This window comes from Desulfatiglans parachlorophenolica, from assembly GCF_055394735.1.
This window is the reverse complement of record NZ_AP042460.1, coordinates 2,392,280-2,404,994: the sequence shown is the minus strand read 5'-3', so window position 1 is coordinate 2,404,994 and position 12,715 is coordinate 2,392,280. Positions and strand designations below refer to the sequence as shown.

Below are 12,715 nucleotides of genomic sequence, written 5' to 3'. Positions count from 1 at the left end.
GACCTGTGCAATGTTAAAATAATAAAAATTTTCTCCGGAGTCAATCCGCCGCGACGGTTCTTTCAGATTCCACTTTCTTTTTGCCGACTATATCAGGACCTCCGCCGCATGGAAAAACAGCCGCCCGAATCCTGCGCCCTCGAAGTCAACCTGGCCTGCACCCGCGTGGATGTCACCGTCGATGAACGCTACCGGGTGATCGAACGGGTCATGGCGAAGTATGAGGGCCTCAAGCAGGGCATCGAGGCCTACCTCGAGGAGGTCTGCCACCCCTACCGCAACTGGGCCTTCATCGTCAAGGAGACCCGGGGCTATGCCCTGAACTATTTCCACACCCTGAAGAGCCACCCGGAAGGGGTCGAAGCGGCCGGGGTCTACTGCGACCTCTTCCTCATGGCCCTCCAGTCGGCGGGGGTCGGTACGGTCAAACAGGATGCGGCGGACAACCTGCTTCTGCTGCTGCAGAAGATCGTCCGCGACGGCGTGCGGGAGGCCCCGGCCTTCTATCGGCTCCTGGACCGCGTGTTCGAATCGATCCGGTGCCTCGAGGAGGGCCTTTTCCGGCGCTTTGTCAGGAGTTTTTACCGCATCGACCGCCTCGGGCGCGAACTGCTCGAAACGAACCCCCCCGGCTGCACGGTCTCGGTGCTGCGCCGCCTTGCTGTGGATTACTACCGGGCTGTCTACGATGAGTGGATGGCGCAGCCCGATCCTCTGGAATGGTTTCGGGCCGAGGCGGCCGCGGAGGATGAAGCCCTTCCGGAGGACGTCTTCGCCGCTGTCGGCCACGCGCGGCTGAAGTCCGCGCGCGAGGACCTCGAAAGGGAGCTCCGTTCCTCGGACGAGGCCGACGTTCGGGCCCTCGAGCGCATCCTGGCGCTCCCCGGCTACGGAGACATTGTAGCCGCCTACGAAGCGGTGCCCCGGGCGATCGAGCAGGCGGGCGGGGGCGGGGAGAAGGGCGGAATGTGGAAGCTCTGGTTCCTGCTGCACATGATGGATCTCGAGGGCCTCGCGGTCCTGCACGAAGATCTCCTGCGCGGGATCAACCGGACGCTTACCCGGCTGATCGAGCACCAAAGCCCCGAACGCGTGCGGGAGGCGCTCGAAAAGACCTTCGTCATCCTCAAACGCATAGCGGCCGCCTATCCGGGGACGGCCCTGACCTGCGTGCTGAACCTCGGCCAGGCTGTCTACGGGACCGGGGAGTGCGGGCTGATCCTCTTTTTCCAGGATCAGGCGATCGGCATGGGTTTCGAGGCGCCCGATTTCAGTGGGGTCACCGATGAATGGCAGTTCCGGGCCAACGACGCGCACGTGCAGAACATCCGTACGTGGCTCGGCCTGATTGAATGCGAGCCGCGGTGGAGCAGACGGCTTCTCTCGGCCCTGATCGTCCACCTGGGGCTGAGCGGGGTCCTCATCCGCGACACCGACCTCTTCCCGCGCGACATCACTGCGCTTCTGAACAGCGGCATCCGGCCCGTCTACAACCTCGTGAAGCAGTTGGCGCGTCTCTTCCCGTCCTATTTCAACGACATCGGCGCCGAGGGGCCCCTGCGCGACGTGAGCACGCGTCTGGACGAGATGACGCTCCGCAACGACGCGCTGATCCACTTCATCCGCAAGCAGAGCCATGTCGAGAGCAGCAACCGGATCGTCGGCCTGATGGAGGGGCTGCTGCACTACTGGCTGACCCGGGAAAAGACCCCCCTCGAGCCCTACATCCCACCGGGGCTCTACGAGCGGCTCGGGAGCGAAGGCCCTTTCCTGGACGGCGTTCATGCGGTCCTCAGCCGGGCCGCGGAAACGGCCGGCGCACGGGGTGTGCAGGATCTGCTCCGCATCCCGGATGAGGCGATCGCGGATGCCGCCGCCGAGGCTGCCGCCCTCGATCCCAGGGAGGCCGAACGGGTGCGCCTCGCGATCCGCCTCTACCGCCTCCTCTACCAGAAATACGAGCACGGCTACACCGACCTCGAGGCCTATTTCGGCGCGCTCAGAGCCGGGGCCCTCCCCGGGGTGGAGCGCCTGCACGCGGCGCTCGGCGAACCCGATCCGGCCGGACAGCTCGAAGGACTCCTCGACCACCTGGAGGCGCTCAAAGAGCTGATCCTCTCCGAAGAGCGCTTCGAGGCCCAGGAGGACATCTACTACAAACGGCACTTCGCGGTGGACATCCCCTCTACGTATGGAAGCTACCATGAGCCCAAGTTCGATGCCCTGGGGCTCACCTTCAGGCTCGAGGCGCTCGTCAACGTGCGCTTCGAGAATCTGCTGGACGGGCTCGAACTCGGGTTCGTCACGCGGGCGGGCATCCAGGAAATCCGCGAGGTGCTCCACCTCTTCAAACGGGCCCTTGCGGTCGACGGCATCCTCAGCCACGAACTCGAGCTGCAGCTGGATCTGCTGAACCACTCGCTCGCCATCCGGGGGTTCTCGGCCGGACAGTACGTGGATATCTTCCAGGGGTTCTCGCGGGCCGTCGGGAATATCGTCCAGGACACCTTCAACAACATCCATCAGGACAATCTGCTGCGGGCGGCGGGCGAGATCCCCCTCCAGCGGATTCTCCCCCGTTTCAGGGACCCGCAGGGGGCCGAAGGCGAAGACGAGGGCCGCACCCGGCTTGCCCACCGCGTGAGCGAGATCTTCCTGCGCGACCGGATCGCCTCGTCGCTCGGCCTCCAGCAGCTCGACCGCTTCATCGGCCGGATCCTCGACGCCCTCCGCCGCCAGGCGACGGAGCTGCCGCCCGAGGCGCTGCGGCTGCTCCTCGACTACGAGCCCGAAAAGGCCATCACGCCGTTTCACCCGGTCAGACCCGAGGTGGACGACGTCATTCATCTCGGGGGCAAGGGGCTCAACCTCGTGCGGATCCGGGAGCTGGGGCTGCCCGTGCCCCCCGGGTTCATCGTCACGACCGATGTCTTCCGCAGCCGGGACTTCATCCGGGATTACGAACCGGCTCGCCGGCGCTTCGATGCGGACCTCAGGCGGGCGGTCGCCCTGCTCGAGGAGGAGGCCGGGCGGGGCTTCGGGCGCCCCGAGAATCCGCTCCTCATCGCGGTCAGGAGCGGCGCTTCCATCTCCCTGCCGGGGATGATGACGACCGTCCTCAATATCGGCCTCGACGAAACGATCGTGGAGGGCCTTGCGGCGGAGAGCGGAAACCCGTGGTTCGCCTGGGACACCTATCGGCGGCTCCAGCAGTCCTTCGGCATGGCGGGGGGCATCGACCGGGACCGGTTCGACGACGTCATGGAGGAGCACAAGGCGAGGGCCGGCGTGGCCCGCAAGCGGGAGTTCTCCGGCCCGCAGATGAAGAAGCTCGCCCTGGCCTTCGGTGCGCTCGTCCGCGACCACGGGATTCGGGTCCCGGATGAGCCGGTGGAGCAGCTCACGGCGGCGGTGCACAGGGTGTTCGATTCCTGGTTTGCGCCGAAGGCCGCCGCGTACCGCAAGATCATGGGGATCTCGGATGACTGGGGGACCGCCGTGACGGTCCAGGGCATGGTCTTCGGGAACCGGTCGCGTGATTCCGGGGCGGGGGTGCTCTTCACCCACAGCCCGCGGATGGCGGCCGACATGGTGCGCCTCTGGGGGGATTTTACACCGGGCAATCAGGGGGAGGATGTCGTGTCGGGCCTGGTGACGACCCTCCCCGTCTCCGAGCTGCAGGCGGCCATGGAAAACCGCACCGGGGAGGGGTCTCTTGAAACCCTCTTTCCTGAGATATATCGCGCCCTCGAGCGCTATGCCGAGACGCTGATCGACGAGAACGGCTGGACCCCGCAGGAGATGGAGTTCACCTTCGAGGGGCCTGAGCCGGAGCGCCTCTATTTTCTTCAGACCCGCGACATGGGGATCCGCGAACGGAGGGAAGTAGAGGTCTTCGACATCCCGGCCGGCGAGCCGCCGCGGGTGCTGGGGCATGGCGTGGGCGTAAGCGGCGGCGCGATGGTGGGGCGCGTGGTCTTCAACCGGGGGGAGATCGCCGACTGGCGCCGGAGGGAGCCGGAGACGCCCCTCGTCCTGGTGCGGGGGGATACGGTGCCGGACGACATCGTCGAGATCCACGAGGCCGACGGGCTCCTGACCGCCCGCGGAGGCTCCACCTCCCATGCGGCGATTGTGGCGCATCGGCTCGGCAAGACCTGCGTGGTGGGATGCACGGCGCTCATCTGCATGGAAAAGGACAGCGCCTGTTCCCTCGACAGCAAGGTTTTGAAGGCCGGCGACTGGATCAGCCTTGACGGGAGGAGCGGGACGGTTTACTTTGATAAGTTGAGGATTCAAAAGGCATAAGGGGAGGGTGTTATGGCGGATGTGATCGGCGGTGTTTCCGGCAAAGGGCGCAAACTCGGCATCAACGGCCTCGGCCGCATCGGCAAGATGACGCTCTGGCACCATGTGGTCCGGAAGCATTTCGGGGAGGTGGTGGTCAACATCGGGCGTGGTGTGGGAACCTCTCTGGCGGATCTCGCGCACTATATGGTTCATGACTCGACCTACGGGTCGCTCGGCGTCTACCTTTACGGCCACAAAGCGGGCCCGGTGGTCGAGGCGCTCGATGAATCGGCCGGCACCCTGCGCTTGGACGGTGTCCCGGTGAAGGTCCTCCGGGAGACGCGCAACCCGGCCGAGATCGCCTGGGCCGCGAACGGGGTCGAACTGGTGGTCGACACGACCGGGCAGTTCATCGATCCCACCTTGGCCGTGGACGCGCCGAAGGGGAGCGCACGGGGGCATCTGGCCGCGGGGGCCCGCAAGGTCATCGTTTCGGCCCCCTTCAAGATCAAGGATAAATCGAAGCCGATGCCCGAGGACGCAGTGACGACCGTCATGGGCGTCAATGAAGACGCCTACGATCCCAGGGTGCACAAGATCGTCTCGAACGCATCGTGTACGACCACCTGCCTGGCGCACATGATGAAGCCGCTGCTCGATCACTTCGGAGCCGACCGGATCCTGACGGCCTCGATGGCCACGATCCACGCCGTGACCTCATCCCAGCAGGTCCTCGACCGGATGCCGGGTGCGGGTGCGACGGATCTACGGAAGAACCGCGGCATCCTGAACAACATCATCCTCACGAGCACGGGGGCCGCCAACACGCTCGGGCTCGTCATCCCCGAGATGAAGGACATCGGGTTCATGGCGGAGTCGGTCCGGATTCCGAACTCGACCGGCTCGCTCATCATCCTGGTGGTGAATCTGCAGGAAGACCCCACCGGGGAGGGTATCCGCCGGGACGACATCAACGCCGTCTATCGAGAGGCGGCCGAGCGGGATGCGCGCGGGTATCTCCACTACACGGAGGAGCAGAACGTCTCCTCCGACATCATCGGGCTGCCGCGCGCGGCGGCCTTGATCGAGGGGCACGAGACGCTCACGCGGACCGCGGAGGTGGCGATCGACCTCGGAAAGGTCTGCGGCATCGATTCGCGCCCCGCGGCGGGCGCGCCGGCCGAGCGCGTTCGGATCGCCATCACGCAGGCCGTCATCTATGGCTGGTACGACAACGAACTGGGATGCTACGTCAACATGCTCGGGGATCGGACCGTCTCCATTGCAGAGGCGATGGAATGATCCGGAGGCCGTCTTCCGGCCGCGGGCAGTTGAAAAGGAGTCGACGACGATTTTGGGGCAAAAACGGTTTTTTCTGAGGGTCCTGTGCCTTTTCGGGCTGGGGACGGTCGTCCAGTGGCTGCAGGCCGATTGGGCGTTGGCATGGGGGCCGGGGGTTCACACCCTCACCGCCCTCCATCTGATGGGGCATCTGAAGGAGATTCTGCCGGCGGTCGCCGGCGCGATCACCGCTTATCCCTTTGAATACCTTTACGGCTGCATGGCAGCCGATTTTTTCATCGGGAAAGGCAAAAAGAAGGCGGACGACCATCCGCACCACTGGGAAGGCGGGTTTCAGTTTCTCGGCGAGGCCCGCGACGATCAGGAGCGGTCCTATGCCTATGGGTTCCTGTCCCACCTCGCGGCGGATGTCGCGGCGCATCACATCTTTATCCCCAAGATGCTGAGCATCTTCCCGCCCGGGAATCGGATGGGCCATCTCTATTGGGAGCTCAAGGCGGATTACTGGATCGGGACGGATTATACGCAGCTTGCCAATCGGGTCCTCAAGATGGACCACCAAAACTGCGACGCGATCCTCGGCTTCATCGGCGGGAAGAGCCGAGGCCGGATGAGCGCCAACAAACTTCTCTACACCCAGTCGGTCAAGTTCACCGGGTTCGTGAACGCCAACCGCGAGGCCATCTGGGGGATGCGCACCCCGCGCTGGCCGCTCTTCGAGCAGTATCTCGCGCTGACGCTCGATCTGTCCTGCCGCCTGGTCGAGGATATCCTGACGCACCCCGATTCGAGCTCCTGCCTGCACTACGATCCGATGGGCAAGGCCCCGATCGAACTGGCCTGCCGCAAATGGCTGTCGCGGCGGCTGCGGAGGAGCGCCGCGCGCCCGGAGCCGTTTATCGTCGATCCTGACCTGCTGAAGCTATGAACGTCATCGAGGTCTTGCCCCAGCGGCTGGCGAGCCAGATCGCGGCCGGCGAGGTGATCGATCGCCCCGCATCGGTCGTGCGCGAACTGGTCGACAATGCCATTGACGCGGCGACCGACCGGGTCATCGTGGAGGTCCAGAACGGGGGCCGGACGGGGATCAAAGTGGCTGACCGCGGGGTGGGCATGAGCCGGGAGGACCTGGCCCTGTGCGTCGAGCGCCATGCGACCAGCAAGATACGGAGCGCGGAGGATCTCTTCGCAATCCGCACCCTCGGCTTCCGGGGGGAGGCGCTGCCGAGCATCGCCTCCGTGGCCCGTTTTGCGATCACCTCCCGTCCCCACCATGAGATCGCCGCTTTCCGCCTCGAGATGGAGGGGGGCGGGAACCGCATCGTCACCGAGGCTGGAGCCCCGCCCGGGACGACGGTCGAGGTGCGCGACCTGTTCTTCAATCTGCCGGCGCGCCGGAAGTTCCTTCGGGCGGATCGCACCGAGGGCCGCTATGTGGTCGATACGGTGATCCAGATGGCCATGGCCTACCCCGAGATCGCCTTCGATCTGAAGGAGGACGGACGGGAGGTGTTGAGCCTCCCCGCGTCGGACAACCCCGTGGTCCGCCTTTCGGCCCTGGTGGGACGCGAGGTCGCCGAGGCGATGGCGGATCTCAAAGGGGAATGGGGCGGCTTCAAGGTCAGGGTCTTCACGGCGCCGGGGGAATTCGGCCGAAAGCGGTCGGACCGGCTCTTGATCTACGTGAACCGCCGGTACATCCGGGACCGCCTGATCCACCGCGCGGTGATGGATGCCTACGGTCAGCGGCTGATGGGGGGGCAGTACCCGCAGGCGCTGATCTTTATCGAGATGGACCCGGAAGAGGTCGACGTCAACGTGCACCCGACGAAGCAGGAGGTCCGCTTCCGGAATGCCCAAGCGGTCTTCCGGGCGGTTTCCGAAACGGTCCGGAGCTCCTTCGGGGCGCCGCTTAAGGCATCCTTTGCAATAGCGGCTTCACCCCAGGCGCCTGCGCCGCCTCCGCCGGTAGAACAGCCGCTCAGGTTCCGGGCCGCGGAACCGGAGCGCTCCTATGGGTCGATGCCCTCCGATCCGCCGCAGTGGCGTTTTATCCCGGAGGAGGAGCCGGAGGTGCCGGCCGGGGATGACCTCAGCGTCTCCGTGATCGGCCAGCTGGGGCGGACCTATATCCTGTGTGAAACGGAGGAGGGCCTCCTGATGGTCGATCAGCATGCCGCGCACGAACGGGTGGTCTACGAAGCCCTCAAGGAGCAGGTCCGCGACGGACGCCTGACGACCCAGGCCCATCTCTTTCCCCTCGAAATCGAACTGGGCGCGCGGGATGCCCGTACGGCGCTCGAGCAGCGGGAGCAGCTTCTGAGGGTCGGGATCGAGCTCGACCATTTCGGGGGCAACACTTTTCTGGTTCGCGCGGTCCCGGCCATCTTGAAGGATCGGGAGTGGCGGAAGCTCCTGACGGATCTCCTGGCGCTGCTCGACGAAGGGCGGTCCCTCGGCGCCGAGGTTGTCCTCGATCGGATGCTGATCACCATGGCCTGTCACGGCGCGATCCGGGCCGGCGACAGGCTCGTGCGCGAGGAGATGGAGCGGTTGCTGCAGCAGTTGAAGGGCCTCGAGGTGCCCGACCACTGTCCGCACGGGAGGCCCATCCTGCGGCGGATCCGCTACACCGAGCTCGAGCGGATGTTCAAGCGCACCGTGTAAGCGTACGTTCCGCCCGTCCCGTCGATCGTGCTCTAACCGCTGTCTGCAGGGAGACGATGCAGCACGCACAGTCCAAGGTCATCATCGTTGCCGGTCCGACGGCAAGCGGCAAGACCGCTTTGGCGGTCGCGCTGGCGCGGCGCTTCGATGGGGAAGTGATCAACGCCGATTCCATGCAGGTCTATCGCGGGATGGACATCGGAACCGCAAAGCCATCCCTTTCCGAGCGGGGCGGGGTGCCCCACCATCTGATGGATGTCGTCGACCCCGATGAGCCTTTCAACGCGGCGATCTTCCGCTCCCTTGCCCTCCCGCTCGTCCACGACATCGTCCGCCGCGGGAAGGTCTGTCTTGTCGTCGGGGGGACGGGGCTCTACATCCGGAGCCTCCTCGGGGGGTTGATGCCGGTGCCGCCGTCGGATCCGGCTGTAAGGGAAGCCCTGATTGCGGAGTGGAAGAGCGGCGGGCTCGACCGGCTCTATGCCAGGCTCGAACAGTTGGACCCGGAGGCGGCCGCGAAGATCCACCCCCACGACGCCCTGCGGATCACGCGCGCCTTGGAAATCGTCGCGTTGACCCGGCAGAAGGCCTCCGCCTTGAGCCGTGCGCATGGGTTTGGCGACAGGACCCTCAGGGCCTTGAAGATCGGCCTGGATGTACCGCGCCCGGCGCTCTATGAAAGGATCGACGTCCGCAGTTTGTCCATGATGCGCTCGGGGCTGGTGGAGGAGACGCAAGAGCTCATCCGGCGTGGATTTTCCCGCGATCTGAAGCCGATGCAGGCGATCGGGTATCGCCATGCCGTAGGGCTTCTCGACGGCCGATGGACGATGGATGAAGCGGCGGCCCTGCTTCAGCGCGATACTCGGCGGTATGCGAAACGGCAGTTGACCTGGTTCAAGGCCGATCCGGAGATGCAGTGGATCGCCCCCGAGGCGTTGGACACCGTGCTTGCCGCCGTCCGCACGTTCCTCGAAAGCGATGGTGAGGCGGCCTTTGCCTTGAGCGGCGGAAGGGCCGGCTGATTTCACGAGGATACTTTTGCGCCTTTTGCGGCGGCGCCCGAAAGGCTTGAAGGGGCGGGACCGGCGGGGGTTTCGTCGGGCTTTTGCCGGGTCCGGCTCGATATCGGTTCAGTAGGGAGACGGGTTGATGATGCGTCTGAGAGCAACGGTGCTTCTGGCGGTTTTCTGGTCTGTGTTGATCTGTGCCGCCTCTGCGCAGGAGGCGGAGGAGCAGGACAGGTATGTGATCGGAAAGGCCTCGGTGACGGGTGGGAACCAGGCCGTGGCCCGTAAGCAGGCGATCGACGCTGCCCTCGTCAAGGGGGTCGAAGCGGCGGTGGCCGAGCGGATGGTCAGCGCAGAGCTTGCGGCCGGCCTAGCAAGGGCTGTCAAGGATGTGCTTCCGAGATGGGCCGACCTCGTTCAGGGGTACACGATCCTTCAGGAAGCCGCTTCGGACGGCAGCCTCCTCGTGCTCGTGAAGCTTCGCGTAAACGGTGCGATGCTGGAAAAGGCGCTCCAGGATTCCGGCCTGGCCAGGGAGGCCGATGCGCCGGTAAAGATCCTGTTCATGGTGTCGGAAAAACGCGACGGTGAGCCCGTTTACTGGTGGAAAGACCCTCAGGCGCAGCCCGCGCTGGATACCACCGAGATCCTCCTGCATCAGACCTTCCAGGATCTGGGATACGACCCGGTGAATCGGGTGACGGCCTTCCCGGGCAAGGAAGTGGCTTCGTCGATGCGCGCCTTGGACCTGCAGGAGGAGGACATCTTCCGCTGGGGCGCCCTGTTTGGGGCGGAATGGGTGCTCTGGGGCCGAAGCGGGATCCAGAGCGAGGGACAGGTGTCCCTCGACCTGAAGATCTTAGAAGTGGCGGGCCGGAGGGCGCTCGCGGAAAGCCGCGTGGTCGAACGACCGCCGGAGACCGCGGAGGCGGATCAGACGGATCTGGCTGCGCTGGACAAGGCGGTTCAGAAGGCGGCGGCTGAGCTTCAACAGCGGCTTTCAGCAGACTCCGAGAGCGGACCGGCAGGGGTGAAGGCTCTTGAAGTCTTTCTGCAGGGGTTCCGGTCTTATGAGGAGGTGAACCGCTTCCAGAGCTTTATCGCAAGCGGCGTCGCCGGGGTGCAGTCCATCAAGCCCAGCCGTGCCGGACGCGATTCGGTGGGCTACCAGGTCCTCTTCAGGGGGGACGCGGCGCAGTTGCTTTCGATCGTCAACCAGAGCCCGAACCGCCCCTTCGCGATGAGCGGGGAGATACGCTCCGACGGAGCGCTGGTCTTTTCCATCTCACCTTCCAGCTATTGATCGACATGACGATCCCGAATCTGATCACCAGCCTGCGCGTCATCCTCGTCCCGATCTTCGTCATTTATCTCCTGGACGACCGTCTGACCGCCGCCCTGATCGTCTTCGTCATCGCCGGCGTGAGCGACGGGGTCGACGGCATGATCGCCCGCGCCTTCAACCAGAAGAGCCAGATCGGCGCCTTCCTCGATCCCCTCGCGGACAAGATCCTGCTGGTGGCCGCCTTCGTTGTCCTGGCGGCCCGCGAGTTCATTCCTGTCTGGCTCACGGTCGTTGCCATCAGCCGGGACGTGCTGATCCTCCTGGGGGTCGTCATCCTCTTCATCACCCGGCATGAAGTGGTCATGTGTCCGTCCGTCGTCAGCAAGATAACGACCTTCTTTCAGCTCCTCAGCATCTTCGTGGTGCTGTCGGATGAAAAGCTGCACCTGCGGGCTTTTGCGGGGGAGCCGGTGTTCTGGGTGACGGCGGCGTTGACCATCGCATCCGGGCTGCACTATATGCGTTACTGGTTCAGAAAAATGAGCGAGGAGGAAACGGCGCGCTCCTGAGCGTCCCGCCGGCGGGCCTCCCTCCGGCAGGAGCGGAGGCTTATGTGAATTATGGCGCAGCTGCAGAGTCTGGTCGGCCTGTTGACGCTCGTTGTGATCGCCTGGCTTTTCTCGGAAAACCGGCGCGGGGTCAGGCTGCGGATCATCGTCACAGGCCTGGGTCTTCAGGCGCTGCTGGCGATCCTCTTTCTGAAGCTGCCGGGCAGCCGTGGTCTCTTTCTTTCACTGAACACTGTTGTCGGCTTCATCGAGGAGGCGACCCGTGCAGGGACCGGATTTGTCTTCGGCTACCTGGGTGGGGCCGAGCTGCCTTTCGACGAGAAGGCACCCGGTCTGAGCTATGTTTTTGCCTTCCGGGGCTTGCCGCTTGTCCTGGTCATCGGGGCCCTGTCCTCCCTCCTTTTCTACTGGCGGGTCATCCCCGTGGTGGTCCGGTCCTTTTCCTGGGTGCTCGTGCGTCTGATGGGGATCGGCGGGGTCGAAGGCCTCGGGAGCGCCGTCAATGTCTTCGTGGGGATGGTGGAGTCCCCGCTGATCGTGCGGCCCTATATCGCGAAGGTCTCGAGAAGCGAGCTCTTCACGATCATGACCTCGGGAATGGCGACCATCGCGGGCACGGTGATGGTCCTCTACGCCGGCATCCTCGCCCGGGTGGTGCCCGATATCATGGGCCATCTCCTGACCGCCTCCCTGATCAGCGTCCCGGCGGCGATTACGATCGCCAAGCTGATGGTCCCGGAGGAGGGCGAGCCGTCCTCCGGAGATATCGCCATCCCGCGCATGGCGGACAGCTCCATGGACGCCATCACCAAGGGTGCCTTAGACGGAGCGAGGCTCCTGATCGGCATCATTGCCATGCTGGTGGTCCTGGTCGCCCTGGTCAAGCTCGTCAACCTGATTCTCGCCTTGGGGCCGGATGTCCACGGCGGCGCCCTGAGCTTTCAACGGATCCTCGGCTGGGTCATGGCCCCGATCACCTGGCTGATGGGTATTCCGTGGTCCGAGGCGCACATCGCGGGCTCCCTGATGGGGACCAAAACGGTCTTGAACGAACTCCTGGCCTATATCGACCTCTCCCGCCTGCCCGAGGATGCCTTGGGCATGCGCAGCCGCTTGATCATGATCTACGCCATGTGCGGCTTTGCCAACTTCGGGTCCCTCGGCATCATGATCGGCGGCATGGGGACCATGGCGCCAGAAAGACGGAGCGAGATCGTTGCCCTCGGCCTCAAATCCATCGTGGCCGGCACCCTCGCCACCTGCATGACCGGGGCGATGGTAGGGATCATTCTTTAGCCGGCTTTGTTCGCAAAAAGATCATCCCGCGTTCCGAGGTCTACCTTTACCTTGCGGGTCCTTTTTGCCGGTGTCATAAAATCACCCGGAGCCGAGAATAGCTCTTGACAAAGGCCCCCCGCCCTTGGTATCTAAAAAGCTTCTTACAGGCACGTAGCTCAGGGGGAGAGCACTACCCTGACACGGTAGGGGTCCGGGGTTCAAATCCCCGCGTGCCTACCAAGTAAAAACAAGAACTTAGGGCGACTCGAACATCGGGCCGCCCTATTTTTTTGGTCCTATTTTATAGGACCAAA

Annotated in this window: 8 protein-coding genes and 1 tRNA gene; all 9 read left to right on the top strand. The window is 64.6% G+C overall.

The annotated features are described in order from the left end of the window. Window positions 1–108: 108 nt before the first annotated feature. The 9 genes from ACZ500_RS11160 (at window position 109) to ACZ500_RS11120 (ending at window position 12,641) form a co-directional block, all read left to right on the top strand. Window positions 109–4,308, top strand: a complete 4,200-nt coding sequence (locus ACZ500_RS11160) for a PEP/pyruvate-binding domain-containing protein (RefSeq protein ID WP_464232556.1) — start codon at window positions 109–111, stop codon at window positions 4,306–4,308. A gap of 12 nt (window positions 4,309–4,320) precedes the next feature. Further along, a complete protein-coding gene (locus ACZ500_RS11155; protein WP_464232555.1) occupies window positions 4,321–5,592 on the top strand; it encodes a type I glyceraldehyde-3-phosphate dehydrogenase in 1,272 nt (423 codons plus the stop codon). A 52-nt stretch (window positions 5,593–5,644) separates the two neighbouring features. Next, on the top strand, window positions 5,645–6,520 hold the full coding sequence (locus tag ACZ500_RS11150; protein WP_464232554.1) for a zinc dependent phospholipase C family protein: 876 nt from the start codon (window positions 5,645–5,647) through the stop codon (window positions 6,518–6,520). Continuing rightward, window positions 6,517–8,259: a DNA mismatch repair endonuclease MutL gene (gene mutL, locus ACZ500_RS11145; protein ID WP_464232553.1), complete on the top strand. Its 1,743-nt coding sequence runs from the start codon at window positions 6,517–6,519 to the stop codon at window positions 8,257–8,259. The genes ACZ500_RS11150 and mutL overlap by 4 nt, the downstream gene beginning before the upstream one ends. A gap of 56 nt (window positions 8,260–8,315) precedes the next feature. Further along, the gene (miaA, locus tag ACZ500_RS11140; RefSeq protein ID WP_464232552.1) at window positions 8,316–9,284 is read left to right on the top strand and encodes a tRNA (adenosine(37)-N6)-dimethylallyltransferase MiaA; all 969 of its coding nucleotides are present in this window, start codon (window positions 8,316–8,318) and stop codon (window positions 9,282–9,284) included. Window positions 9,285–9,411: 127 nt separating this feature from the next. Beyond that, complete coding sequence (locus ACZ500_RS11135) at window positions 9,412–10,572, top strand: hypothetical protein (RefSeq protein ID WP_464232551.1); 1,161 nt, start codon at window positions 9,412–9,414, stop codon at window positions 10,570–10,572. A 5-nt stretch (window positions 10,573–10,577) separates the two neighbouring features. Then, on the top strand, window positions 10,578–11,123 hold the full coding sequence (gene pgsA, locus ACZ500_RS11130; RefSeq protein WP_464232550.1) for a CDP-diacylglycerol--glycerol-3-phosphate 3-phosphatidyltransferase: 546 nt from the start codon (window positions 10,578–10,580) through the stop codon (window positions 11,121–11,123). Between the two features lie 51 nt (window positions 11,124–11,174). Further along, window positions 11,175–12,419, top strand: coding sequence for a NupC/NupG family nucleoside CNT transporter (locus ACZ500_RS11125; RefSeq protein WP_464232549.1), 1,245 nt, complete (start codon window positions 11,175–11,177; stop codon window positions 12,417–12,419). 147 nt (window positions 12,420–12,566) lie between these two features. Further along, a tRNA-Val gene (locus ACZ500_RS11120) sits at window positions 12,567–12,641 on the top strand. The last annotated feature ends 74 nt before the right edge of the window (window positions 12,642–12,715 follow it).